Source organism: Pseudomonas sp. TE31087, assembly GCF_057284075.1.
In genome coordinates this window covers 4,595,712-4,618,400 of record NZ_JBXVNN010000001.1, presented here as the reverse complement: position 1 = coordinate 4,618,400, position 22,689 = coordinate 4,595,712, and the positions used below count along the sequence as shown (strand labels likewise).

The 22,689-nt window shown below is 65.1% G+C and carries 23 protein-coding genes and 1 tRNA gene; 11 read left to right on the top strand and 13 right to left on the bottom strand.

The genetic code is table 11. The features are described 5' to 3' along the window. Window positions 1-44: 44 nt before the first annotated feature. Window positions 45-120 (top strand) — tRNA-Phe (locus ACZ899_RS20790). 188 nt (window positions 121-308) lie between these two features. Next, window positions 309-1,319 (top strand): polyphosphate kinase 2, encoded by a 1,011-nt coding sequence (gene ppk2, locus ACZ899_RS20785; RefSeq protein WP_203649674.1) that lies wholly within the window; start codon window positions 309-311, stop codon window positions 1,317-1,319. A 215-nt stretch (window positions 1,320-1,534) separates the two neighbouring features. On the opposite strand, the gene ACZ899_RS20780 is transcribed toward ppk2, so the two are convergent. Next, complete coding sequence (locus tag ACZ899_RS20780) at window positions 1,535-2,281, bottom strand: NRDE family protein (RefSeq protein WP_203649672.1); 747 nt, start codon at window positions 2,279-2,281, stop codon at window positions 1,535-1,537. Between the two features lie 131 nt (window positions 2,282-2,412). On the opposite strand from ACZ899_RS20780, the gene ACZ899_RS20775 reads away from it, so the two are divergent. Genes ACZ899_RS20775 through ACZ899_RS20765 form a run of 3 tightly spaced genes read left to right on the top strand, consistent with a single transcriptional unit; the run spans window position 2,413 to window position 5,040 of the window. Next, window positions 2,413-3,195, top strand: coding sequence for a sulfite exporter TauE/SafE family protein (locus tag ACZ899_RS20775; protein ID WP_050707397.1), 783 nt, complete (start codon window positions 2,413-2,415; stop codon window positions 3,193-3,195). A 16-nt stretch (window positions 3,196-3,211) separates the two neighbouring features. Further along, the gene (lgt, locus tag ACZ899_RS20770) at window positions 3,212-4,021 is read left to right on the top strand and encodes a prolipoprotein diacylglyceryl transferase (RefSeq protein WP_186732418.1); all 810 of its coding nucleotides are present in this window, start codon (window positions 3,212-3,214) and stop codon (window positions 4,019-4,021) included. A gap of 47 nt (window positions 4,022-4,068) precedes the next feature. Then, window positions 4,069-5,040, top strand: coding sequence for a thymidylate synthase (locus ACZ899_RS20765; RefSeq protein ID WP_232855009.1), 972 nt, complete (start codon window positions 4,069-4,071; stop codon window positions 5,038-5,040). Window positions 5,041-5,145: 105 nt separating this feature from the next. Here the strand turns inward: ACZ899_RS20765 and cadR are convergent, their stop codons facing one another. Further along, a complete protein-coding gene (gene cadR, locus ACZ899_RS20760; RefSeq protein ID WP_203649648.1) occupies window positions 5,146-5,589 on the bottom strand; it encodes a Cd(II)/Pb(II)-responsive transcriptional regulator in 444 nt (147 codons plus the stop codon). A 111-nt stretch (window positions 5,590-5,700) separates the two neighbouring features. On the opposite strand from cadR, the gene ACZ899_RS20755 reads away from it, so the two are divergent. After that, complete coding sequence (locus ACZ899_RS20755) at window positions 5,701-7,932, top strand: heavy metal translocating P-type ATPase (RefSeq protein WP_234560624.1); 2,232 nt, start codon at window positions 5,701-5,703, stop codon at window positions 7,930-7,932. A 32-nt stretch (window positions 7,933-7,964) separates the two neighbouring features. Next, window positions 7,965-8,834, top strand: a complete 870-nt coding sequence (locus ACZ899_RS20750; RefSeq protein WP_234560623.1) for a LysR family transcriptional regulator — start codon at window positions 7,965-7,967, stop codon at window positions 8,832-8,834. 58 nt (window positions 8,835-8,892) lie between these two features. Here ACZ899_RS20750 and ACZ899_RS20745 read toward each other — a convergent pair whose 3' ends face one another. Then, window positions 8,893-9,369, bottom strand: a complete 477-nt coding sequence (locus tag ACZ899_RS20745) for a DUF4399 domain-containing protein (protein WP_062359824.1) — start codon at window positions 9,367-9,369, stop codon at window positions 8,893-8,895. A 228-nt stretch (window positions 9,370-9,597) separates the two neighbouring features. Here ACZ899_RS20745 and ACZ899_RS20740 point away from each other — a divergent pair, with 228 nt between their 5' ends. Then, window positions 9,598-10,080: a transporter substrate-binding domain-containing protein gene (locus ACZ899_RS20740; RefSeq protein WP_234560622.1), complete on the top strand. Its 483-nt coding sequence runs from the start codon at window positions 9,598-9,600 to the stop codon at window positions 10,078-10,080. Window positions 10,081-10,276: 196 nt separating this feature from the next. On the opposite strand, the gene ACZ899_RS20735 is transcribed toward ACZ899_RS20740, so the two are convergent. Together ACZ899_RS20735 and ACZ899_RS20730 are read right to left on the bottom strand one after the other, a co-directional pair. Beyond that, window positions 10,277-10,780 (bottom strand): 2-thiouracil desulfurase family protein, encoded by a 504-nt coding sequence (locus ACZ899_RS20735; protein WP_234560621.1) that lies wholly within the window; start codon window positions 10,778-10,780, stop codon window positions 10,277-10,279. Further along, complete coding sequence (locus ACZ899_RS20730; protein ID WP_203649635.1) at window positions 10,767-11,390, bottom strand: 2OG-Fe(II) oxygenase; 624 nt, start codon at window positions 11,388-11,390, stop codon at window positions 10,767-10,769. Before ACZ899_RS20730 ends, ACZ899_RS20735 begins: the two co-directional genes overlap by 14 nt. A 121-nt stretch (window positions 11,391-11,511) precedes the next feature. Here ACZ899_RS20730 and ACZ899_RS20725 point away from each other — a divergent pair, with 121 nt between their 5' ends. Beyond that, on the top strand, window positions 11,512-12,264 hold the full coding sequence (locus ACZ899_RS20725; protein ID WP_203649633.1) for a DUF2059 domain-containing protein: 753 nt from the start codon (window positions 11,512-11,514) through the stop codon (window positions 12,262-12,264). On the opposite strand, the gene bipL is transcribed toward ACZ899_RS20725, so the two are convergent. Beyond that, window positions 12,265-13,191, bottom strand: coding sequence for a phospholipase BipL (bipL, locus tag ACZ899_RS20720; RefSeq protein ID WP_203649631.1), 927 nt, complete (start codon window positions 13,189-13,191; stop codon window positions 12,265-12,267). A 192-nt stretch (window positions 13,192-13,383) separates the two neighbouring features. On the opposite strand from bipL, the gene ACZ899_RS20715 reads away from it, so the two are divergent. After that, a complete protein-coding gene (locus ACZ899_RS20715) occupies window positions 13,384-13,941 on the top strand; it encodes a DUF6436 domain-containing protein (RefSeq protein ID WP_234560620.1) in 558 nt (185 codons plus the stop codon). Here ACZ899_RS20715 and ACZ899_RS20710 read toward each other — a convergent pair. Further along, entirely contained in the window at window positions 13,920-14,486 is a 567-nt protein-coding gene (locus ACZ899_RS20710) for a sugar O-acetyltransferase (protein WP_203649626.1), read from the bottom strand. The two genes, ACZ899_RS20715 and ACZ899_RS20710, sit on opposite strands and share 22 nt — an antisense overlap. An 88-nt stretch (window positions 14,487-14,574) precedes the next feature. On the opposite strand from ACZ899_RS20710, the gene ACZ899_RS20705 reads away from it, so the two are divergent. Continuing rightward, window positions 14,575-16,941, top strand: coding sequence for a penicillin acylase family protein (locus tag ACZ899_RS20705; RefSeq protein ID WP_234560619.1), 2,367 nt, complete (start codon window positions 14,575-14,577; stop codon window positions 16,939-16,941). Window positions 16,942-17,067: 126 nt separating this feature from the next. On the opposite strand, the gene ACZ899_RS20700 is transcribed toward ACZ899_RS20705, so the two are convergent. The 6 genes from ACZ899_RS20700 to ACZ899_RS20675 all read right to left on the bottom strand — a co-directional run bounded on the left by ACZ899_RS20700 (window position 17,068) and on the right by ACZ899_RS20675 (window position 22,677). Further along, window positions 17,068-17,940, bottom strand: a complete 873-nt coding sequence (locus ACZ899_RS20700) for a transporter substrate-binding domain-containing protein (protein ID WP_234560618.1) — start codon at window positions 17,938-17,940, stop codon at window positions 17,068-17,070. Next, window positions 17,937-18,710 carry an amino acid ABC transporter ATP-binding protein gene (locus tag ACZ899_RS20695; protein ID WP_232855001.1) on the bottom strand — a complete coding sequence of 258 codons (774 nt, stop codon included), beginning with the start codon at window positions 18,708-18,710 and terminating at the stop codon, window positions 17,937-17,939. Before ACZ899_RS20695 ends, ACZ899_RS20700 begins: the two co-directional genes overlap by 4 nt. Continuing rightward, window positions 18,707-19,366, bottom strand: a complete 660-nt coding sequence (locus tag ACZ899_RS20690; RefSeq protein ID WP_232855000.1) for an amino acid ABC transporter permease — start codon at window positions 19,364-19,366, stop codon at window positions 18,707-18,709. Before ACZ899_RS20690 ends, ACZ899_RS20695 begins: the two co-directional genes overlap by 4 nt. Then, window positions 19,347-20,012, bottom strand: a complete 666-nt coding sequence (locus ACZ899_RS20685) for an amino acid ABC transporter permease (RefSeq protein WP_232854999.1) — start codon at window positions 20,010-20,012, stop codon at window positions 19,347-19,349. The genes ACZ899_RS20690 and ACZ899_RS20685 overlap by 20 nt, the downstream gene beginning before the upstream one ends. Before the next feature lie 715 nt (window positions 20,013-20,727). Beyond that, window positions 20,728-21,513, bottom strand: a complete 786-nt coding sequence (locus tag ACZ899_RS20680) for a MetQ/NlpA family ABC transporter substrate-binding protein (RefSeq protein ID WP_234560617.1) — start codon at window positions 21,511-21,513, stop codon at window positions 20,728-20,730. A gap of 216 nt (window positions 21,514-21,729) precedes the next feature. Then, window positions 21,730-22,677, bottom strand: a complete 948-nt coding sequence (locus ACZ899_RS20675; protein ID WP_234560616.1) for a sigma 54-interacting transcriptional regulator — start codon at window positions 22,675-22,677, stop codon at window positions 21,730-21,732. Between the last annotated feature and the right edge of the window lie 12 nt (window positions 22,678-22,689).

Sequence of the window (22,689 nt, the reverse complement as noted above, 5' to 3'; positions counted from 1 at the left end):
AGTCGTTGACGGTCGGTTCGGAAATCTATTTAATGCACCTCGTCGCCCAGATAGCTCAGTCGGTAGAGCAGAGGATTGAAAATCCTCGTGTCGGCGGTTCGACTCCGTCTCTGGGCACCACCTTCAAGCTTCTGGTGGTTGCAAAGTTACCCGAAGCGACACAAAAAACCCGCCTAGTGCGGGTTTTTTGTTGTCTTCAGTTTTACCCCAGGAATCCTTCGCCCCTGGTTGATCGATATCAAAATGCCTCCCTTCGCGCCTGCATAGGATGGAAGGTGGACATTCGACCGACCCCCGCAAGGACCTCCATGAGCGAAGAATCCGCCACCCTCCTCCTGCCAGCGCCCGCCGAGGCCGACAGCAGCCCCAAGCCAGCCCCTCGCCCTCGTCGCCCACGCCAGCGCAAGCCGGCCAGCAGCACCGCCGCGCAAGAGACCATCACCCAGGTCAGCCAGCAGCCCGCCGCCCTGGAAGTGGCCAATGCCCGCAAAGGCAGCAACGAAGACAGCACCTCGGCCCGCCTGCCGGCCAACTACCCCTACCGCACGCGCATGCGCCGCCAGGACTACGAGAAGGCCAAGCATGACCTGCAGATCGAGCTGCTCAAGGTGCAGAACTGGGTGAAGGAAACCGGCCAGCGCATCGTCGTGCTGTTCGAGGGCCGTGACGCCGCCGGCAAGGGCGGCACCATCAAGCGCTTCATGGAGCACCTGAACCCGCGCGGCGCGCGCATCGTCGCGCTGGAGAAGCCCTCCGAGCAGGAGAAGGGGCAGTGGTACTTCCAGCGCTATGTCCAGCACCTGCCCACAGCCGGTGAAATGGTGTTCTTCGACCGCTCCTGGTACAACCGCGCCGGGGTCGAGAAGGTCATGGACTTCTGCTCGCCCCTGCAATACCTGGAGTTCATGCGTCAGGCGCCGGAGCTGGAGCGCATGCTGTGCAACAGCGGCATCCTGCTGTTCAAGTTCTGGTTCTCGGTGAACCGCGAGGAGCAGTTGCGCCGCTTCATCTCGCGCCGTGACGATCCGCTCAAGCACTGGAAGCTGTCGCCCATCGACATCAAGTCGCTGGACAAGTGGGAGGACTACACCGCGGCCAAGGAAGCGATGTTCTTCCATACCGACACCGCTGACGCGCCATGGACGGTGATCAAGTCGGACGACAAGAAGCGGGCGCGGATCAACTGCATTCGCCACTTCCTGCATTCGCTGGATTATCCGGGCAAGGACCACAGCGTGGCGCATGCGCCGGATCCGCTGCTGGTCGGGCGGGCTTCGCGGGGGTTCGAGGAGGATGAGCCGGCAGTGCTGGCAGGCTGAATCGCTGGGGCTGCTGCGCAGCCCTTTCGCGGCGCAAGGCCGCTCTCATGGAACAAAACATAATTCTTTGATTTGACTGGGTAGCGTGGGAGCGGGAACTCTGTTTCCTGCGCGACAGCGCAGCCCGTAAGGGCTGTGTAATCTCCTACAAATCATACGCGCCCCCTGTAGGAGCGGCCTTGTGCCGCGAAAGGGGCGCAAAGCGCCCCCTGCATTCAAACGTCTATATCCACCTCGCCCAAGTGCCCACCATACGGTCCGAAACTGCGCTCGACCATCTGCCGCCGCCCCTGATCATCGACGATCAGCACCGTGCTCGCCCGCGTCCCATAGTTCTGGCTGGCGATGAACACGCTCGACAGCAGCCTTTCGGTGGCCAGCCCCACGCCGGTCTCCGGCAACTCGCCGTCCGGCGCGGGCTGCGCATCGCCCAGCAGGGCCAATAGCCGTTGCGGATCGGCGGCCTCGAGCAATCCCTCAAGCCCACTGCGCGCCTTGACCAGCTTCGGCCACGGCGTATCCAGCCCGGCATTCGACAGCCCGTAGACACCAGGCTCCAGCAAGCGCGGCGCGGCCTCGCGGGCATGCAGGTAGCCCAGCCGCCCGCCATCGCTCACCAACAGGTTGAACCCCGAGTACTGCTCGCTGCGGCTGGCCACCTGGTCCAGGTAGGCCTCGACCCCCAGTTCGCCCTGCAGGTACGCCGCCACCAGCTCGCCCCGTGAGCGCGGCCCCGGTGGCTGGCGCGGGTCGCGGATGTTGGTCAGCGCGGCGAAGCGCCCGTTCGGCCCCACGCCAAGCCAGGTTCCGCCAGCCTCCAGGTCGCGTCCGGCATGCACGCCTGGGGCATCCTCCCAGGCGGCCAGGGCCTGGGTTGGCCGGGCATAGAACTCGTCGCGGTTGGCTGCGACGATCAGCGGCCGGGCCGTCCCCGGCCGCCAGGCGAATACGATCAGGCACATAGGTTGTCCCCTGTGTTTTCGGCCACTCTACCCGCGCCGCCGACCGCTATCCATCATCTGACACAGAGTTCACTAGAGCGCCGGGCTTGGCTTCCGTTACCATGCCGGATTGTTTTCCACTGGGGCCACGAATGGAATTCGCTCTCTATCTGCTGTTGGGCGCCTGCGCCGGGGTGCTGGCCGGGCTGTTCGGCGTCGGTGGCGGCATCATCATCGTGCCGGTGCTGGTGTTCAGCTTCACCCTGCAGGGCTTTGACCCTTCGGTGCTGACTCACCTGGCGGTCGGCACGTCGCTGGCGACCATCGTCTTCACCTCGATCAATGCCGTGCGCGAGCACCAGCGCAAGGGCGCGGTGCAATGGCCGATCTTCGCCTGGATGACCGTGGGCATCCTGCTCGGCGCGCTGGTCGGGGCCAAGACCGCCTCGCTGATCCAGGGTCCGATGCTGCAGAAGATCATCGGCGTGTTCGCCCTGGTGATCGCCGCGCAGATGGCCCTGGACCTCAAGCCCAAGGCCAGCCGCGGCATCCCCGGAAAGCCTGGGTTGACCGCCGCCGGCGGGGTGATCGGCTGGGCCTCGGCGATCTTCGGCATCGGTGGCGGTTCGCTGACCGTGCCGTTCCTCACCTGGCGCAGCCTGCCCATGCAGCAGGCGGTGGCCACCTCGTCGGCCTGCGGCCTGCCGATCGCCCTGGCCAGTGCCCTGGGCTTCATCTGGCTGGGCTGGCACGAGGAACACCTGCCGGCCCACAGCCTGGGCTACGTCTACCTTCCGGCGCTGGTCGGCATCGCGGCCACCAGCATGTTCTTCGCCCGCTACGGCGCGCGTCTGGCGCACAAGCTGTCGCCGCGTGTGCTCAAGCGCCTGTTCGCCGCGCTGCTGTTCTGCGTCGGACTCAGCTTCCTTATCTGAACCTAGAGGAAAGACAATGCTGCCTTACCCGCAGATCGACCCGGTGGCCGTGGCCCTCGGTCCACTGAAAATCCACTGGTACGGCCTGATGTACCTGATCGGCATCGGCGGCGCCTGGCTGCTGGCCTCGCGCCGGTTGAACCGCTTCGACCCGACCTGGAGCCGCGAGAAACTCTCCGACCTGGTGTTCTGGCTGTCGATGGGGGTGATCGTCGGCGGGCGCCTGGGCTACGTGCTGTTCTACGATCTGCACCAGTACCTGGCCAACCCGACCTTGATCTTCGAAGTGTGGAAAGGCGGCATGTCGTTCCACGGCGGTTTCATCGGCGTGATGCTGGCCGCGCTGTGGTTCGGCAAGCGCAACAACAAGTCGTTCTTCGAGCTGATGGACTTCGTCGCGCCGCTGGTACCGATCGGCCTGGGCGCCGGGCGTATCGGCAACTTCATCAACGCCGAACTGTGGGGCAAGGCCACCGACGTGCCGTGGGCAATGGTGTTCCCGCCGTTCAGCGACCCGGCCCAGCTGCCGCGTCACCCGTCGCAGCTGTATCAGTTCGCCCTCGAAGGTGTGGCATTATTTGTCATCCTTTGGCTGTACTCGCGCAAGCCGCGCCCGACCATGGCCGTTTCCGGCATGTTCGCGCTGTTCTACGGCATCTTCCGCTTCATCGTGGAGTTCGTGCGGGTACCCGACGCCCAGCTGGGCTACATCGCCTTCGGCTGGTTGACCATGGGTCAGTTGCTCTGCGTGCCGATGGTCGTCGGCGGCATCTTCCTGATCTGGTGGGCCTACAACCGTAAACCGTCGGCCAAGGCCACCGTCTGATTTCCACGGCAGGGGTGATTCCCTGCCGTTTTTGCTACAGGTAAGCCATGAAACAGTATCTAGATCTGGTCCGTGACGTCATCGACAACGGCACGCTGCAGGAAAACCGCACCGGCATCCGCACCATCAGCCTGCCGGGCGCCATGCTCAAGTTCGACCTGCAGAAAGGCTTCCCGGCCATCACCACGCGCAAGCTGGCGTTCAAGTCGGCGATCGGTGAGATGGTGGGCTTTTTGCGCGGCGTGAAGAACGCCGGCGAGTTCCGCGAGCTGGGCTGCAAGGTCTGGGACCAGAACGCCAACGAGAACGCCCAGTGGCTGGCCAACCCGTTCCGCCAGGGCCATGACGACCTCGGCGAGATCTACGGCGTGCAGTGGCGCCAGTGGCCGGGCTACAAGCGCATCCCGCTGAGCAACCCGGCAGCCATCGAGATGGCCGAGCAGGCAGGTTTTCGCCGCATCGCCCAGGACGAAGAGGACGGCCAGGCGTTCGTCATCCTGTACAAGGCCATCGACCAGGTGCGCCAGTGCCTGGACACCATCGCCAACGACCCGGGCAGCCGCCGCATCCTGTTCCACGGCTGGAACTGCGCCCAACTGGATGAAATGGCCCTGCCGCCGTGCCACCTGCTGTACCAGTTCCACCCGAATGTCGAGACCAAGGAAATTTCCCTGACCCTCTACATCCGCTCCAACGACCTGGGCCTGGGCACGCCGTTCAACCTCACCGAAGGCGCGGCGCTGCTGTCGCTGTTCGGCCGCCTGACCGGCTACACCCCGCGCTGGTTCACCTACTTCATCGGCGACGCCCATGTGTACGAGAACCACCTGGACATGCTGGGCGAGCAGATGAAACGCGAACCGCTGGCCGCGCCGAAGCTGGTGATCAGCGACCGCGTGCCGGCATTTGCCGAAACCGGCAGGTACGAGCCGGAGTGGCTGGAGAAGATCGAGCCGAGCGACTTCTGGCTGGAAGGCTACGAGCACCATGCGCCGATGACGGCGCCGATGGCGGTCTGACAGATCTTCATCGCCTGAGCTGACGCAATCGCGGGGCAAGCCCGCTCCCACGCAGGTTATACACAGCCGGCGTGGGAGCAGGCTTGCCCCGCGATGCTTTTGGCATCAATGCCCGTGACTGCGCCCCACATGGGAATGCTCGGTCTCCGGCACCGTCACCGCCCCATTGGTTTCCAGCTGCTGCAGAATCGCGCACTCCGCCCCCTGCGCATTGCACTGCTGCCTCAATTCCACCAGCTGCGCCTGCAGCGCCACCAGCCCGTCGATCCTCGCCTGCACATGCTCGATATGCGCGTCGATCAGCGCATTGACGCTGCCGCATGAGCCGTCGGGGCTGTCGCGCAGGCCCAACAGGCTGCGGATTTCATCGAGAGTCATGTCCAGGGTGCGGCAGTTGCGGATGAAGGTCAGCCGTTCGACATGGGCCTGGGTGTAGAGCCGATAGTTGCCGTCGCTGCGGGCGGGCTCGGGCAGTAGTTGCTCGCGTTCGTAATAGCGGATGGTCTCCACGGCGCAGTCGGTGGCCTTGGCCAGTTCTCCGATCTTCATGGCAAATCTCCAGCAGAGGGCTTGACCCTATAGTGGCTACAGGGTGTTCACTTGGCAACAACCCACTCTGCGGATAACTGCAGAGGCCAGTGCTCAGTTAAGGATGATTCCATGAACCAGCCTGTCAGCCCCGACCACAAGCATGACCACGCGCATGGCCACGAGCCCCACGCCCACAGCTGCTGCTCCAGCAAGGCTGCCCCGGCCCTGGTGCAGCTGACCGAAAAGGCCAGCGCCCAGGCGCAGCTCAGCCGCTTTCGCATCGAGGCCATGGACTGCCCTACCGAACAGACGCTGATCCAGGACAAGCTGGGCAAGCTGGCCGGCATCGAGCAACTGGAGTTCAACCTGATCAACCGCGTGCTCGGCGTGCGCCACACGCTGGCCGGCACCGCCGAGATCGAGCGGGCCATCGACAGCCTGGGCATGAAGGCCGAGCCGCTGGCCGCCGAGGACGACGGCAGCGCCGTTGCGCCGCAGGCAGCCAAGACCCGCTGGTGGCCGCTGGCCTTGTCGGGTATCGCGGCGATCGCCGCAGAAATCGTGCACTTCTCCGGCAAGGCGCCGGAGTGGGTGGTTGCCGCCCTGGCATTGGCGGCGATCCTCGGCTGTGGCCTGGGCACCTACAAGAAGGGCTGGATCGCCCTGAAGAACCGCAACCTCAACATCAATGCCCTGATGAGCATCGCCGTGACCGGCGCCGTGCTGATCGGCCAGTGGCCGGAAGCGGCCATGGTCATGGTGCTGTTCACCATCGCCGAGCTGATCGAGGCGCGTTCGCTGGATCGTGCGCGCAATGCCATCGGCGGCTTGATGCAACTGGCGCCGGACCTGGCCACCGTGCAACAGGCTGACGGCCAGTGGCGCGAGCTCGACGTGCGCGAGGTGCCGATCGGTGCCCTGGTGCGGGTACGGCCGGGCGAGCGTATCGGCCTGGATGGCGAGGTGGTCAGTGGCCAGTCCAGCGTCGACCAGGCGCCGATCACCGGCGAGAGCCTGCCGGTCGAGAAGGCCGTGGGCGACAAGCTGTTCGCCGGCACCATCAACCAGGCCGGCGCGTTGGAGTACCGTGTCACCGCCGCCGCCGGCCAGTCGACCCTGGCGCGGATCATCAAGGCCGTCGAGGAGGCCCAGGGCGCCCGTGCGCCGACCCAGCGCTTCGTCGACCAGTTCTCGCGCATCTACACCCCGGTGGTGTTCGCCGTGGCCCTGGCCGTGGCGGTGATCCCACCGCTGTTCATGGCCGGCGCCTGGTTCGACTGGATCTACCGCGCCCTGGTGCTGCTGGTGGTGGCCTGCCCGTGCGCGCTGGTGATCTCGACCCCGGTGACCATCGTCAGCGGCCTGGCCGCGGCGGCGCGCAAGGGCATCCTGATCAAGGGTGGCGTGTACCTCGAAGGCGGGCGCAAGCTGGACTTCATCGCCCTGGACAAGACCGGCACCATCACCCACGGCAAGCCGGTGCAGACCGACAGCAAGGTCCTCGACCCGCTGTTCGAAGGTCGGGCCCAGGCCCTGGCCGCCAGCCTGGCTGCCCGCTCCGACCATCCGGTGTCCGGTGCCATCGCCCTGTTCGCCAAGGACCAGGGCCTGGCCTTGAGCGAGGTCAGCGAGTTCGCTGCCCTGGCCGGTCGCGGTGTGCGCGGTGATATCGAGGGCCAGACCTACCACCTGGGCAACCATCGTCTGGTGGAAGAGCTCGGTCTGTGCTCCCCGCAGCTCGAGGCGCAACTGGATGTGCTGGAGCGCCAGGGCAAGACCGTGGTGCTGTTGCTCGACCGCTCCGGCCCGCTGGCGCTGTTCGCCGTGGCCGATACGGTCAAGGACAGCAGCCGCCAGGCCATCGCCGAACTGCACGCGCTGGGCATCAAGACTGTCATGCTGACCGGCGACAATCCCCACACCGCCCAGGCCATCGCCGCCCAGGTGGGGATCGATCGCGCCGAGGGCAACCTGCTGCCGGCGGACAAGCTGGCCAGCATCGAGCGCCTGTACGGCGAGGGCCACCGGGTCGGCATGGTCGGAGACGGCATCAACGACGCACCGGCCCTGGCCCGTGCCGAAATCGGCTTCGCCATGGCCGCCGCCGGCACCGACACCGCCATCGAGACCGCCGACGTGGCACTGATGGATGACGACTTGCGCAAAATCCCGGCGTTCGTCAGGCTGTCGCGCCAAAGCGCGGCGATCCTCACCCAGAACATCGTCCTGGCCCTGGGGATCAAGGCGATCTTCCTGGCGATCACCTTTGCCGGCATGGCCACCATGTGGATGGCGGTGTTCGCCGACATGGGCGTAAGCCTGCTGGTGGTGTTCAACGGCTTGCGCCTGCTGCGCAAATAGGCGCCCGCAGCGCAGAACAGAGGTTATCCACAATGCTGAGCGCCGAGCTCAAAGCCTTCTACATGGTGGCCCGCCTGGGCAGCATCACCCTGGCGGCGAAGAAGCTCGGGCTCAGCCAGCCGACGGTGACCACGCAGATCCGCAATCTCGAGGGCCAGTACAACGTCGAGCTGTTCTACCGCGGTGGCCGGCGCCTGGTGCTGAGCGAGGAAGGCGTGCGCCTGCTGCCGATGGTCAAGGCACTGCTGCAACAGGAGGCCGACATCGAATTCGAGCTGCGCAACAGCGGCCAGGCCCAGGGCAGTCTGCGCATCGCCGCCACGGCGCCCTACTACATCCTCGACCTGGTGAAGATCTTCCGCGAGCGCCTGCCCCAGGTGGAGGTGGCGATGGAGATCGGCAACTCGCAGCAGGTGCTGGAGATGCTCGAGGATTACCGGGTGGATATCGCCGCGTCCTCGCAACTGCTCGAAGATGCACGCCTGGTGCGCCGGGTGCTGGGCACCGACCCGCTGGTGGTGGCGGTGCACCGCAATCATCCGCTGGCCCAGCGTCAGGCGGTGTCCATCGACGTGGTGGCCGGGCATTGCCTGCTGATGCGCGAGCAGGGCTCGACCACGCGCAAGCTGACCGAGCAGATGATGCAGGAGGCCAACGTGAAGGCTGGGGCGCAACTAGAGATCGGCAGCCGCGAGTCGATCCGCGAGGCGGTGCTGCGCAACATCGGCATCAGCATCATTGCCCGCCACGAGGTGCCGCATAACCCGGAGCTACGGGTGCTTGTACTGGAAGATGCGCCGGTGATGCACGAGTACCTGTATTGCCTGAAGGAGCGACGCCAGGCGCGACTGCCGGCGGCTTTTCTGGGCGTGGCGCAGGAAGTGGTCGGCTCGCAGTTCTGAAACGGCCTGCAATGACCTCATCGCCGGCAAGCTGGCCTGCCGGCGATGGCGCAGCGGGTTATTTCACGTTGACGGTGATCTTCTGCGACTCGACGCTCGGTTTGAACGGCACGTGGTACTTGTCGCCCAGCACCAGCTGCAGGGTGTGCTTGCCCGGCGTGAGGGTGATGGTCGCCTCGGTCTGCGCCTTGCCGAAGTGCAGCACCTGGGGACCTGCCGGCAGCGGTGCGTTGTTCTCCGGCATCAGGCTGGTGGGCAGCGGCTGGTCGGCCAGGGGGGCCTTGTCCACGTCCACCAGCAGGTGGTGATGGCCGGAGTGCGGGGTCTGGTCACCCGCAGGCTTGAGGTCCATGCCTTCGATGCCGAACTTGACGGTGAAGGTCTTGTCGACCGTGGCCCCGTCGGCGGGGGAAACGATGAAGACCTTGGCGCCTTCCGGTGGCTGCTCACTCTTCAGGGCATCCGCGGCACTGGCGAACACCGACGCCCCCATCAGCAGACCGGCGACGGCAGCACGCGAAAATAGGCTTTTCATTCACTTCTCCTGTGATTCACTTCAATTGACCGCTATCACCTAAACGAGGTGTGGCGGTACTTCACCATAGTCCAACGCGACCGGCAGAGGTTCAAAAACAGGGACAGAAATATTTCAGGGCAGAAGAAAACCTTGCCGCGACCTGGAGGTCATAGGCTGCATTCGACCGGGGCAGACGAGAAAGCCACGGCGAACGCACTTCATCTGCCGAACAAGAAAGGGGCACTCATGCGTTTGACCATTGGCATTCTGCTGGCGGTACTGTTCAGCCCACTGGCCCAGGCCGAACTGATCGACGAAATCAACGACCGTGGCGAACTGCGCATCGCCGTGCTTGGCGACGCGCCACCCTATGCGTTCAAGGAGAACGAACACCTGACCGGCTTCGAGATCGAGTTGGGCCAGGCCCTGGCCAAGGAGCTGGATGTGCGGGCCGAGTTCGTCGAGATCGCCGCCGAAGAGGTGCTTCCTGGGGTGGAGAGCGGCAAGTTCGACATGACCTTCAACCAGCAAGACGCCAAACTGAGCGATAAGCTCGACGCCATTCGTCCCCCGGCCAACCAGAAACTGGTGATCCCGTACCAGAAGGGCAATCCAGCCTTCGAGACGGCGGTGACCAATGCCCTGCAGCGGATCAAAGACGATGGCCGGTTGGCTGAGCTGGAAAGCAAATGGCTTACGGCTGCGCGCGAGACTAGCGCCGGACAGTAGTCATGCGATCTGTATGCCGACCGCACTGACCTGTAGGAGCGGCCTTGTGTCGCGAAAGGGCCGCAAAGCGGCCCCGGCTATCTTTGCGTCAACACTCAAATCCTGGGGCTGCTACGCAGCCCTTTCGCGACACAAGGCCGCTCCTACAGGGATCGCGCATGGCCTGAAGAACGGGGTCACCCGCAAAACCGAACGACTACTGGTGGTTTTCAAGCAACGCTCGCTGTGCGTCTTCCAGCTCCAGCTCGCTGAACACCTGCACCCCTTCTCTACGCAGCAAGGCCGTGGTCACCCCTTCCCCCGCCACCTTTACACCGCTGAAGCTGCCGTCATAGGTCTGCAGGTTGCCACACGACGGGCTGCCGGACTTGAGCACCGCCACACGGATGCCATGCCGGCGCACCAGCTCCAGCGCCAGTCGGGCCCCGGCCAGAAACGCCTCGCTGACATCGTCGCCGGTCACCGTCAGCACCTGTGCCTGCCCATCCAGTACCTGGCCGCCCTGCCCGCCCGGAATCTCCGCAGGCGGTCGCGGCGTCGGCAAGCCACCGGCCACCTCCGGGCACAGCGGCACCACCCGGCCTTCGGCCTGCCAGCGCTGCAAGATGTCGGGATGGCCGCTGGCACGCCCGTCATAACGCACCGGCTGGCCCAGCAGGCAGGCGCTGACCAGCACCTTCGGCCGCTCAGAACGGGTCATTGCCACGGCGCCGGAACCAGCCGGTCAACGACAGGCGCTCACGCCCTGCCGGGAGCACTTCATGCGGGACTTCACCCGACAGGAACACCACCAGGCTGCCCGCCACCGGCTGCACGTCGTGTTCGACACCGTCCTGCAGGAACATCCGCAGCTGCCCGCCATCCTCCGGTTGCCAGCCGTCATTGAGGTAGAGCACGGCCGACACCATGCGCCGGTCGTCGTCACGGAAGCGGTCGAGATGACGCTTGTAGAAAGCCCCCGGCGGATACAGGGCAAAATGGCACTCGAAGTCCTCCAGCCCCAGGAACAAGCCCTGGTTGATGGCCTGGCGCAGGCTGTCCATCGCGCCCAGGTAGCGGTCGCAGACCGCCGACTCGCCGGGATCGAGCCACTGGATCTGGTCGCCACGGATCGCCTCGCGGATCTCCTGCGCGGCACCGCGACCAATGCTGGCAGGGTTGAGCTCGCCTTCGGCGTGACGGCGACGGCATTCGGCCGCCAGCGCGCGCGACAGCTCGTCGGGCAGGAAGAGAGGTTGCTGCGACCAGCCACGGGTGGCCAGGTCGTCGACGATCGTCGACAGCAGCGGATGTTCGAAAGGAGTGTGCATGGCGCATCATAGCCATTCGGCAATCGCTCGCACAGCGCCACTTGGTCAGGAAGCGCCGCTGGCGACTCGACAAAGCCCCGCCACGCCTAGGACAATAGCGGCCTGCCGACAGGAGTCCTGAATGCGCCGTCTGTTTTCCCTGCTTCTGCTGATGATCTGCACCATGCCTGTCTGGGCAGACAGTCTCGATCAGCTGTACAAGGCCGCCGGCTGGCCCGACCAGCGCGCCCATTTCAACGATGCCGTGAGCGCCGCCCAGCAGCGCTACCGCAACAGCCTGCCGCCTGCCGTCTACCAGGCGCTGGTCAACAACAGCAACCAGCGCTTCCAGGCCCAGGCCATGGATCGCCGGGCCCAGGCGCAGCTGCGCGCCAACCTGGCGAATCCCTCGCCGGCCCTGGCGTTTTTCCAGTCGCCACTGGGGCGCAAGGTGGTGGCCGCCGAACTGCTGGCCACGCGCAAGGATCAGCTGGCGAAAAACGCCAAGGGCCTGCCGAAGGTCCAGGCCAGCGACAACCGCCTGCTGATCGTCGGCCACCTGGCCCAGGCCCTGCCGGCCCGCGAAGCCGGCGCCGAGGTCAGCCTGGCAATCGCCGGGGTGGCGGCCGACAGCCTGAGTTCGATGCTGCCCGGCCTGTTCGGCGGCGGCCAGGCGCAGAATCTGCTCGATGGCCAGCGCCAACGCCTGATGAACCAGGTCGGCGAAGACCTGAACAACACCCTGCTGTACGTCTATCGCGACCTGTCGGACGCCGAGCTGGAGCAATTTGCCACCTTCGCCGAATCCACCGACGGCCAGGCCTACTACAAGGCGGCGGTAGCGGCGGTACGCGCGGCCCTGGCCGTGGGCCAGAACGCCGCCGAGCTGAAGTGATCAGCCCAGGCGCTGGCCGATGAAGTCGAAGTAGCGCTGGCGAATGCCGGGCAGCTCGTTGGCCAGGTGATGCCGCGCCTCGGGCAGCATGAGGATCTGCGGCTCGGCGAACTTGGCCTTGAGCACCTTGAGGTTGTAGGGCCAGTCCACCGTGCCGTCCGCCTCGCCCTGCACGATCAGGGGCTGGCGTGTGCTGCGCGGCGCAGCTTCGATACGCCGGACCCACTTCATCAGCGCCCCGACCCAGGCGGTCGGCAGGCGCCGTGGCTGCAGCGGATCGGCCTCGAGGAAGGGCAGGAAGGCCGGGTCGTTGGTGTTCTCGCTGAAGCGCCGCTCGATGCCGTTGACGAAGTGGCGCAGCACCCGATAGCTCAGTTTCGACCAGTGCCAGGCACGCGGGCGCACCAGGGGCGCCAGCAGGATCACCTGGCCGTCGACCGGGCTGCGTTCGCCCTGATGCAACAGGTGATCAACCGCGATCGCCCCGCCGGTGCTCTGTCCACACAGATGCCAGGGTCGCGGCAGTTCCAGCAGACGGGCCTGCTCAAACAGCGCATCGAGCACCTGCTGGTAGATGCCGAAATCATCGATGCTGGCACGCTCGCCGCTGGACAGGCCATGGCCGGGCAGGTCGCAACCGATCACCGCGTAGCCCTGGCCCAATGCCCACGCGATCACATGCCGGTACAGGCCCATGTGATCGTAATAGCCGTGCAGCAGGAACAATGTCGCCACCGGTTGCTCCGGCAGCCAGAGCTGGCCGACCAGATCGAAGCCCGCCACCTGGAAGCCGCCCAGCCAACTGCGCGCGGGCAGATCCAGGCCGTAGAAGCGCTGGTAGGCCTGGCCCTGGGCGGACAACGGCTGGCGATCGACGAGGGGCGACAGGCTGGTACGCAGCGGGTCGGGATTGAAGCTGGCGGGCATCAGTAGATCCACAGTGAAGCAAGTATTGATCTGCGATATTCAGCTCTGGGCCGCGTCATGGCAAGCTTGGCCCCTCCCTCCGACGAACAATGCGACCTCGTGGGAGCGGGCTTGCCCCGCGATGGCAGCGCCAGACTCACAGGCGCCATCGCGGGGCAAGCCCGCTCCCACGCAAATCGCGCCAAGGCCCCCATGGCGAAGCGACTTCTCACACTCCTTGTACTGCTGCTCTGCGCCACCGCCCTCTGGTGGGCCTACGACAGCTTCCAGTCCCGCTACCTGCGCACCTTCGACAACCAGACCACCTTCTTCGACGGCAGCCAGCTGAGCCTGCCCCCCGAACTGGCAGGTCCAGGCCCGATCCGCGTGGTGCACTTCTGGGACCCGGCCTGCCCCTGCAACGTCGGCAACCAGCAGCACCTGGGCGAACTGGTCGAGCACTTCGCGCCGCAGGGCGTCAGCTTCCATGTTCTGCAGCGCCCCGGCAGCCACGGCCAGTTGCCGGCCAACCTCGCCGCGCTCAAGCCCCTGGCCAGCCTGCCCGGCAGCGAGCAGCTGCCAGCCACCCCCGCCGTGGCGATCTGGGACCGCGACGGTAACCTCGCCTACTTCGGCCCCTACAGCGAAGGCGCGGTGTGCAACTCCAGTAACAGTTTCATCGAGCCGATCCTCACGGCGCTAAATGAAGGCCGCCGGGTGCAGGCATCCAATACCCTGGCCGTCGGCTGCTATTGCCCCTGGGCCGGCTGACGCACCCGCGCCGGATTGCCCACCACCACCGCCCCCGCCGGCACATCGCGGGTTACCACACTGCCGGCGCCCACCACCGCATTGTCGCCGATAGTCACCCCCGGCAGGATAATCGCCCCGCCACCGATCCATACATTGTCGCCGATGGTCACGGGACGCCCGCTTTCCAGACCGCTACGGCGCAACTCATGATCCAACGGATGGTCGGCGGTATAGATCTGCACCGACGGAGCAATCTGGCAATCGGCACCGATGCGCACTGGCAGCACGTCGAGGATCACGCAGTTGAAATTCATGAAAGTGTTGGCGCCCACGCTGATGTTGTAGCCGTAGTCGCAGTGGAACGGCGGTCGGATCACCACCCCTTCGCCCACGCTGGCGAAATGCGCCTTCAACAAATCATGGCGCGCCTCATTAGGTTGCTCGACGCTGGCGTTGTAGCGGTGCATCCACTGCCGATTGGCCGCCTGTTCGGCTTGCAGCTCGGGGCAGCCGGCATGGTAGAGCTGGCCTGCCAGCATTTTCTGTTTTTCGCTGAGGGACATGGAAACTCCTTCCAGGGGACTATGCTCAGTTCGCGAATCCGCCGATGATCGGACCACATTTTCTCGTTCGAGTGCACAAGGAGTCTCGATGAAGCGCAGCCTGACCTTGCTGGCGGTGGTGATCGCCGTGGCCGCCGCAGGCACCGGTTACTGGTACGTGCGGGACAAGCAACCGCAACGTGACGGCGAGGTGGCCATCGGCGGATTGCAGGCGCCGGTCAGCGTGCGCTTCGATGCCCGTGGCGTACCCCACCTCCAAGCGCAGAACGAGCAGGACCTGTACCGCGCCCTGGGCTACGTGCATGCCCAGGACCGCCTGTTCCAGATGGAGATCATGCGCCGCCTGGCCCGCGGAGAACTGGCCGAAGTGCTGGGCGACAAGCTCCTGCCCACCGACACCCTGTTCCGCAGCCTGCGCATCCGCGACCAGGCGGCCCTGATGGCGCAGCGCCAGGACCGCCAGTCGCCGGCCTGGCAGGCGCTGCAGGCGTACCTGGACGGCATCAACCAGTGGCAGGCCGGCCACCCCAAACCGATGGAGTTCGACCTGCTCGGCATCCCGCCACGCCCCTTCACCGCCGAGGACACCCTGAGCATCGCCGGCTACCTCGCCTACAGCTTCGCCGCGGCATTCCGTACCGACCCTGCGCTGACCTACATCCGCGACCAGCTCGGCCCCGAATACCTGAAGATCTTCGACCTCGACTGGCAGCCCGACGGCGCCGTGGCCACGCCCCTGGCCGCCGCCGACTGGCGCAGCCTCGAGCAGCTGGCGCGGCTGAGTCACGACGCCCTGGGCGACGCCGGCATCCCGCAGTTCGAAGGCAGCAACGCCTGGGCCGTGGCCGGCAGTCGCACCCGCAGTGGCCGGCCGCTGCTGGCGGGCGACCCGCATATCAGCTTTGCCGTGCCGGCAATCTGGTACGAGGCGGAGCTGTCGGCGCCGGGGTTCAACCTGTATGGCTACTTCCAGGCACTCAACCCGTTCGCCCTGCTCGGCCACAATCGCGACTTCGGCTGGAGCCTGACCATGTTCCAGAACGACGACGTCGACCTGGTTGCGGAGCGGCCCCATCCGCAGGACCCCGAGCAGGTGATGGTCGATGGCCGCTGGCAGCCACTGGAAAAGACCGAGCAGAAGATCGCGGTCAAGGGCGCTGAGCCCGCCAGTATCACCCTGCGTCGTTCACCCCACGGCCCGATCGTCAACAGCGTGCTCGGCGATACCGCAGGCCCGACGCCCATCGCCATGTGGTGGGCGTTCCTGGAAACCGACAACCCGATCCTCGAAGGCTTCTACCAGATCAACCGCGCCGACACCCTGGGCAAGATGCGCGAGGCGGCGGCCAAGGTCCAGGCGCCTGGATTGAACCTGGTATGGGCCAACGCCCGGGGTGACATTGGCTGGTGGGCAGCGGCGCGCCTGCCGATCCGCCCGGACGGCGTCAACCCGGCGTTCATTCTCGATGGCGCCAGCGGCCAGGCCGCCAAGCCGGGCTTCTACCCGTTCAGCGCCAACCCGCAGCAGGAGAATCCGGCCAGCGGCTACATCGTCTCGGCCAACTACCAGCCGCCCGGCGCAATCCCCGTGCCCGGCTACTACAATCTGGCCGATCGCGGTCGTCAGCTCGATCGCCAGCTGAGCGACCCGGACATCAAGTGGGACACCCAGAACAGCCAGGCCCTGCAACTGGACACCAGCACCGACTATGGCCCGCGCACCCTGGCGCCGCTGCTCGGCACCTTGCGCAATATCGCCCAGGGGGACGAGGAGAAAGAGCTGGTCGAGCAGCTGGCTGCCTGGCGCGGCGATTATCCGCTGGACTCTACCAGTGCCACGCTGTTCAACCAGTTCCTCTATGAACTGGCGTTCGCCGCCCTGCACGACGAACTGGGCGACACCTGGTTCCCGGTACTGCTCAGCACCCGCGCCATCGACGCCGCCCTGCCGCGCCTTGCCGCGGACCCGGCATCGCCCTGGTGGAACCAGCGCGGCGCCAGCGAACGCACCGACCGTGGCGCCATCGTGCGCCAGGCCTGGCAACGCAGCCTCAAGCACCTGCGCGAGACATTCGGCAAGGATCCGGCCGGCTGGCAATGGGGCAAGGCCCACACCCTCACCCACAACCATCCGCTGGGGGTGAAGAAGCCGCTCAACCTGCTGTTCAATGTCGGCCCGTTCGCCGCCCCCGGCACCCACGAGGTGCCGAACAACCTGTCGGCGAAGATCGGCCCGGCGCCCTGGCCGGTCACCTATGGGCCTTCCACCCGTCGGGTGATCGACTTTGCCGACGCAGGCGCCGCGTTGACCATCAACCCGGTCGGGCAGAGTGGCGTGCCGTTCGACCGGCATTACGGCGATCAGGCCGAGGACTATATCGAGGGGCGCTATCACAAGGCGCGGATGGGGGTGATTCCGGCGCAGAGTACGTTGCGGCTAGTGCCGGGTAATTGATTCACCCCATCGCGGGGCAAGCCCGCTCCCACGCATGACCTTTGCCATCTGTGGGGGAAAGCCCGCTCCCACGCTTAACCTTGCCAGTTGTGGGAGCGGGCTTGTCCCGCGATCAGCAGACGAGGCTCAACCCTGCCACTTGCCGCCTTCGACGATGACGCTCTCAGGCTTGGTGTCGTCGCTCAGTTCCTTGCGCACGTACTGGTCGTACAGCTTGAGCAGGAATTTCTCCTCGCCCAGCTTGGCCAGCTCGCTGTTCACCCAGTCACGCAGCTCGGTGTTGCCCTTCTTCACTGCCGGAGCAATCGGCGCCTCGTCGCCCAGCAGCTGCGGCAGCACACGGTAGCCCGGGTTCTGCTTGGCCCAGCTGAACAGGATCAGGTTGTCCTGGGCATAGGCATCGCCACGACCATTGGCCAGGGCGGCCAGCGACTCGGTGTTCTTCTCGAACTTGAGCAGCTTCCAGTCCGGGTGATTCTTGGTCAGCCAGATATCGGCGGTGGTGCCGGTGGTGACGATGATGGTCTTGTCGGCCAGGTCGTCGAGCTTCTGCACCGGGCTGCCGTCGGCGACGATTGCCTGCACCGCCACGCGCAGGTTGGGGTTGGTGAAGTCCACCGCGTCCTTGCGCTCGGGGGTGACGGTCATGTTGGCGAGGATCAGGTCGACCTTGTCGCTCTGCAGGAACGGAATGCGGCTGGCAGGCTCGACGGCGACGAACTCGACCTTGCTTTCATCGCCCAGCAGGTCCTTGGCGAAGCGGCGGCCGATGTCGGTGTCAAAGCCCACGTAGCGGCCGCTTTCGTCGACGAAGCCGAACGGTGGCTTGTCGGTGAACACGCCGACGATCAGCTTGTCGCGGGCCTTGATGGTTTCCAGGTAGCTGGTGGCCGGCGAGGCGGCGGCGGGCTTGGCCGGGTCTTCGGACTTGTTGCAGCCGGCCAGCAGGGCCAGGCCAAGCAGTGGAGCGAGCAGTTTGGCGAACGGGGCAGTCTTCATGACAGTTCCTTGTGCAGTGTCTTGGGCAGGCTTTCGACGAACGAGAATTTCTCCAGGAACTGCTGCGCGCGTGCGGTCTGCGGTTGGGTGAAGAAGCGCTCAGGGTGGTTCTGTTCAAGGATCCTGCCGGCCTCCATGAACACGATGCGGTCGGCCACCGCGCGGGCGAAGGCCATTTCGTGGGTGACGATGAGCAGGGTCATGCCTTCGCGGGCCAGGCCCTGGATCACCTGCAGCACTTCCTTGACCATTTCCGGGTCGAGGGCGGCGGTGACCTCGTCGAACAGCATCACCTGGGGGTTCATGCACAGCGAGCGGACGATGGCGATGCGTTGCTGCTGGCCACCGGAAAGCTGGCGGGGAAAGGCGTCGCGCTTGTCCAGCAGGCCTACCCGGGCCAACAGCGCCTCGGCCTGGGCCTGGGCCTCGCGGCGTTCGCGCTTCTGCACCTTCAGCGGGCCCAGCAGCAGGTTGTCGATCACGCTCATGTGGCCGAACAGGTGGTAGCTCTGGAACACCATGCCGACCCGCTGGCGCACCTGGCGCCAGTCGGTGTCGGGGCCGAGCAGCTCCTGGCCGTCGAGGCGCAGGCTGCCGCCCTGGGCCTCCTCCAGGCCGTTGAGGCAGCGCAGCAGGGTGCTCTTGCCGCAGCCGCTGGGGCCGAGAATCACCACCACCTCGCCGGCCTGGACCTTGAGGTCGACGTCCGCGAGCACCTGGTGCTGGCCGAAGAACTTGTTGAAGCCTTGGAATTCGATCAATGGATTCATGCGTGGGCCCAGCGACGCTCCAGCACGCGGGAAGCGGCCGACAGCGGATAGCAGACAAGAAAGAAGAACAACAACAGTGCGCCGTAGATCAGCACCGATTCGTAGGTGCGCTCGATGATCTGCTGCCCCGCCTTGATCACTTCGACCACGCCGATCAGCACCGCCAGCGAGCTGGTCTTGATGATCCGCGTGTAGATGTTGATGGTCGGCGGGGTCATGCGCTTGAGCGCCTGGGGCAGCAGCACGTAGCCATACAGCTGCCAGCCGCCAAGGCCGATCGACAACCCCGCCTCACGCTGCCCGCGTGGCAGCGACTGCAAGGCGCCGCGCACCACCTCGCCGACCTCGCTGGCACCCCACAGGCCCAGCACCAGCACCGCGCACCAGAAGCTGGGAATGCTCAGGCCGAAGAAGATCGGCAAGCCGAAGAACACCAGGTACAGCCAGACCAGCACCGGGATTGCCCGGAACAGTTCCAGGTACACCTGCAGCAGGATGTTCAGCCAACGGTTGCCGAGGGTCGCCAGCACGCCGTAGAGCACGCCGCCCAAGGTGGCGAACAGGATGCCCAGGGCCGAGATCGCCAGGGTCTGCCAGGCGCCCGTGGCCAGTTGCGGCAGCGAAACCAGCAACAGCTCAATTCCCGAACTGGCCATGTTGCAGCCTCCGTTCCAGGTAGCGCAGCAGCAGCGACAGCGGCAGGAAGATCAGCACGCAGAGCAGGGTCAGCACGGCGAGCATTTCGTAGGTCTTGTAGTACAGGGCGATGTAGTTCTTGGTGGTGTAGAGGATCTCCGGCACCGCCACCGCCGACACCACGGTGGTCTCCTTGAGCAGGAAGATGAAGTTGGCGAACAGCGCCGGCAGGCTGAGGATGCCGGCCTGGGGCAGGATCACATGGCGCAGCAACTGGCCCTCGGAGAGCCCTATGGAGCGCCCGGACTCCAGCTGCGCCCGCGGCACGGCCTCGACCCCGGCGCGCAGCACCTCGGTGAGATAGGCACCGCCCATGAAGGTCATGGTGATGATCGCGGCGGCAAAGCCCGACACTTTCACGCCCAGGCCGGGCAAGGCGAAATAGACGAAGAACAGCTGGATCAGCAGCGGTGTGTTGCGGGCCAGTTCCACGTAGCCCTTGACCAGGCGCCACAGGTACGGTGTGCGCAGCACCAGGATCGTCGCGTTGAGCAGGGCCACCAGCAACGAGGTGACGATGGCGATCGCCCCGACTTGCAGGGTGACACCAACGGCCTTGAAGAAGGCCGGCAGTGTGCTAAGCATGAAAGCGGTGTCGAAGCTCATGGAAGGGGCCTCGACACGAGGTCACGAAGGTACGGCATGGGGCAGGTCCAGGATCGGCACGAGGGTGGCTCGGCGTCGTTTCACCAATAGTGGCGCTGTGCCGGTAAGCACGATTCCTAGACTCTAAAGGTATAAAAATATTTTTATAAATATCTTTATTGCATATCTATATCACCGCTTCGTGACCTTCGGAAATTTCCTTCATGACATACGGATCTTTCCGAATAAATCCCCCTCCAAGGGGTTTCAAACTGTGACTTGCACGGCCCATCACATTCAACAAGGAAGACAACGATGAACAGCCCCTGCTTGCCTGCCTCGAATGAACAACTGCTGTGGCTCCTGGCCCTGCGCCGGGCGCTGGCCAGTCAGCGCTGAGCCCTCTGTGGGAACCGCTGTCATACAGAGCGATCGGGATGAATACTTTTCCCTGTAGAAGATCGCCCAGCCCTTTGGGGGCTGCGCTGTCGCGCAGGGAACTGTCCCCCTGTGGGAGCGGCCTTGTGTCGCGAAAGGGGTGCGAAGCGCCCCCAGATCTGCGCACCAAGCTGATATTGCCGGGGCCGCTATGCGGCCCTTTCGCGACACAAGGCCGCTCCCACAGGGGCTAGCTAAATCAATGAGTTACGGTTTGTTCCATGAGAGTGGCCCTGCCAATAAAAAACCGACGCAGTCAGCGTCGGTTTTTTCGTTCAGAGGCAAGTCTTGCCGCGTATCAGAACGCCGGCAGTACCGCACCGCTGTATTTCTTCTCGATGAACGCCTTCACCTCCGGGCTGGTCAGCGCCTTGGCCAACTTCTGGATGGCCTCGCTGTCCTTGTTGTCCGGGCGGGCGACCAGGAAGTTAACGTAAGGCGAGTCGCTGCCTTCGATCACCAGGGCATCCTTGGCCGGGTTCAGGCCGGCTTCAAGAGCGTAGTTGGTGTTGATCATATCCAGGTCGACCTGGTCCAGCACACGCGGCAGCATGGCCGATTCCAGCTCGCGGAACTTGAGCTTCTTCGGGTTCTCGGCGATGTCTTTCGGCGTGGCCAGGGCGTTCTTCGGATCCTTCAGGGTGATCAGGCCAGCCTTCTGCAGCAGAAGCAGGGCGCGGCCGCTGTTGCTGCCTTCGTTGGGGATGGCGACGGTGGCGCCGTCCTTCAGCTCGGCCAGGCTCTTGACCTTCTTCGAGTAGCCACCGAACGGCTCGACGTGCACGCCGACCACGGTTTCCAGGTGGGTGCCCTTGCCTTCGTTGAAGTTCTTCAGGTACGGCAGGGTCTGGAAGTAGTTGGCATCCAGGCGCTTCTGGTCGACCTGCACGTTAGGCTGGACGTAGTCGGTGAAGACCTTGATCTGCAGGTCCACGCCTTCCTTGGCCAGGGTCGGCTTGATCAGTTCGAGGATTTCGGCATGCGGCACGGGCGTGGCGGCGACCACCAGTTTCTCGGCGGCATTGGCCAGGCCAGCGAACGACAGGGCGGCGGCCAGGGCGGTGGTCAGCAGGGTCTTTTTCATGGTGATCCTTGTTCTGGAGCTGGGCCATCGCAGATGGCGAGTCAGGTGCCCATCCGTTCGGGTGGGCGTGAACGGACAATACCGAGATTTTTTATTCCGTAACAATATCTTTTGATTAGCTGCTTATTCCAATTATGAATTGGAGATTTGCAGCGCCTATTAGATCGAGCGCCGCGCGGGCGACGCTCGATCTCAAGAGCACTGCAAGACGGTCGTCTAGGACGCGCTTTTGTCCAGTCGCGCCAGGGCTTCGCCCAACAGCCGCCGCAGTTCAACAAGGGTTTGCGCTTCACCACCACGACGTAACTGTTCCAGCTGTCGCGCCAGGTTGGTCAGAGGGCTCGTATCCGGAAGGTCGAGATGCGCGGGAAGGATCTCCTCACCATCACTGACCAGCAGGGCAAAATGGATGACGTTCTCCAGCTCACGGGTATTGCCCGGCCAGGCATGGGCCTCCAGCGCCTGCTGGGCTGCCTCGCTGATCAGGGGCAGCGGCCGATCCAGGCGCACGCTGTAGATGCCGACGAAGTACTCGGCCAGCGGCAGGATATCGCCGACCCGATCACGCAGTGCCGGCAGCTCGAGCTCACCCTCGTGCAGGTAATGGTAGAGCCGCTCGTTGAAGCGCCCGGCGCGCACGGCCTGGGCCAGGTCGATGCTGGAAGCGGCCACCAGCCGCACATCGACCGCCTGTGGCTGGGCGGCGCCGACCCGGGTTACCTCGCGGTTCTCCAGGGCCGCCAGCAGCTTGCCCTGGATCGCCAGGGGCAGGTCGGCGATCTCGTCCAGGTACAGCGTGCCGCCGTTGGCCGAGCCGAACCAGCCGGCTCGACTGCTGGCAGTGCCGCCCTGGGTGCCGGCGCTGTAGCCGAACAATTCGGCATCGGCGTAGGTCGGGCTGATGGCCGCGCAGTTGACCGACACGAACAGCCCGCCGCGGTCACTGGCGCGGTGGATCTGCCGGGCCAGCAGTTCCTTGCCAGTGCCGGTTTCGCCACGGATCAGCACCGGCAGCGGTTGTGGCGCCAATCGCTCCAAGGCCTGGCGCAGCGACTGGGAGCGCGGATCGACGAACACCAGCGCCTTGGCGCGGATGCTCAACGGGCTCTTGTCCAGTTCGGGGAAGGTCAGCAGCGGCTGGCCGAAAGCAGTGTGGAATGTCATGGAATGCTCCCG

Coding starts and splice junctions, on each gene's coding strand:
- ppk2 (WP_203649674.1), top strand. CDS start 309: ATGAGCGAAGAATCCGCCACCCTCCTCCTGCCAGCGCCCGCCGAGGCC.
- ACZ899_RS20780 (WP_203649672.1), bottom strand. CDS start 2,281: ATGTGCCTGATCGTATTCGCCTGGCGGCCGGGGACGGCCCGGCCGCTG.
- ACZ899_RS20775 (WP_050707397.1), top strand. CDS start 2,413: ATGGAATTCGCTCTCTATCTGCTGTTGGGCGCCTGCGCCGGGGTGCTG.
- lgt (WP_186732418.1), top strand. CDS start 3,212: ATGCTGCCTTACCCGCAGATCGACCCGGTGGCCGTGGCCCTCGGTCCA.
- ACZ899_RS20765 (WP_232855009.1), top strand. CDS start 4,069: ATGAAACAGTATCTAGATCTGGTCCGTGACGTCATCGACAACGGCACG.
- cadR (WP_203649648.1), bottom strand. CDS start 5,589: ATGAAGATCGGAGAACTGGCCAAGGCCACCGACTGCGCCGTGGAGACC.
- ACZ899_RS20755 (WP_234560624.1), top strand. CDS start 5,701: ATGAACCAGCCTGTCAGCCCCGACCACAAGCATGACCACGCGCATGGC.
- ACZ899_RS20750 (WP_234560623.1), top strand. CDS start 7,965: ATGCTGAGCGCCGAGCTCAAAGCCTTCTACATGGTGGCCCGCCTGGGC.
- ACZ899_RS20745 (WP_062359824.1), bottom strand. CDS start 9,369: ATGAAAAGCCTATTTTCGCGTGCTGCCGTCGCCGGTCTGCTGATGGGG.
- ACZ899_RS20740 (WP_234560622.1), top strand. CDS start 9,598: ATGCGTTTGACCATTGGCATTCTGCTGGCGGTACTGTTCAGCCCACTG.
- ACZ899_RS20735 (WP_234560621.1), bottom strand. CDS start 10,780: ATGACCCGTTCTGAGCGGCCGAAGGTGCTGGTCAGCGCCTGCCTGCTG.
- ACZ899_RS20730 (WP_203649635.1), bottom strand. CDS start 11,390: ATGCACACTCCTTTCGAACATCCGCTGCTGTCGACGATCGTCGACGAC.
- ACZ899_RS20725 (WP_203649633.1), top strand. CDS start 11,512: ATGCGCCGTCTGTTTTCCCTGCTTCTGCTGATGATCTGCACCATGCCT.
- bipL (WP_203649631.1), bottom strand. CDS start 13,191: ATGCCCGCCAGCTTCAATCCCGACCCGCTGCGTACCAGCCTGTCGCCC.
- ACZ899_RS20715 (WP_234560620.1), top strand. CDS start 13,384: ATGGCGAAGCGACTTCTCACACTCCTTGTACTGCTGCTCTGCGCCACC.
- ACZ899_RS20710 (WP_203649626.1), bottom strand. CDS start 14,486: ATGTCCCTCAGCGAAAAACAGAAAATGCTGGCAGGCCAGCTCTACCAT.
- ACZ899_RS20705 (WP_234560619.1), top strand. CDS start 14,575: ATGAAGCGCAGCCTGACCTTGCTGGCGGTGGTGATCGCCGTGGCCGCC.
- ACZ899_RS20700 (WP_234560618.1), bottom strand. CDS start 17,940: ATGAAGACTGCCCCGTTCGCCAAACTGCTCGCTCCACTGCTTGGCCTG.
- ACZ899_RS20695 (WP_232855001.1), bottom strand. CDS start 18,710: ATGAATCCATTGATCGAATTCCAAGGCTTCAACAAGTTCTTCGGCCAG.
- ACZ899_RS20690 (WP_232855000.1), bottom strand. CDS start 19,366: ATGGCCAGTTCGGGAATTGAGCTGTTGCTGGTTTCGCTGCCGCAACTG.
- ACZ899_RS20685 (WP_232854999.1), bottom strand. CDS start 20,012: ATGAGCTTCGACACCGCTTTCATGCTTAGCACACTGCCGGCCTTCTTC.
- ACZ899_RS20680 (WP_234560617.1), bottom strand. CDS start 21,513: ATGAAAAAGACCCTGCTGACCACCGCCCTGGCCGCCGCCCTGTCGTTC.
- ACZ899_RS20675 (WP_234560616.1), bottom strand. CDS start 22,677: ATGACATTCCACACTGCTTTCGGCCAGCCGCTGCTGACCTTCCCCGAA.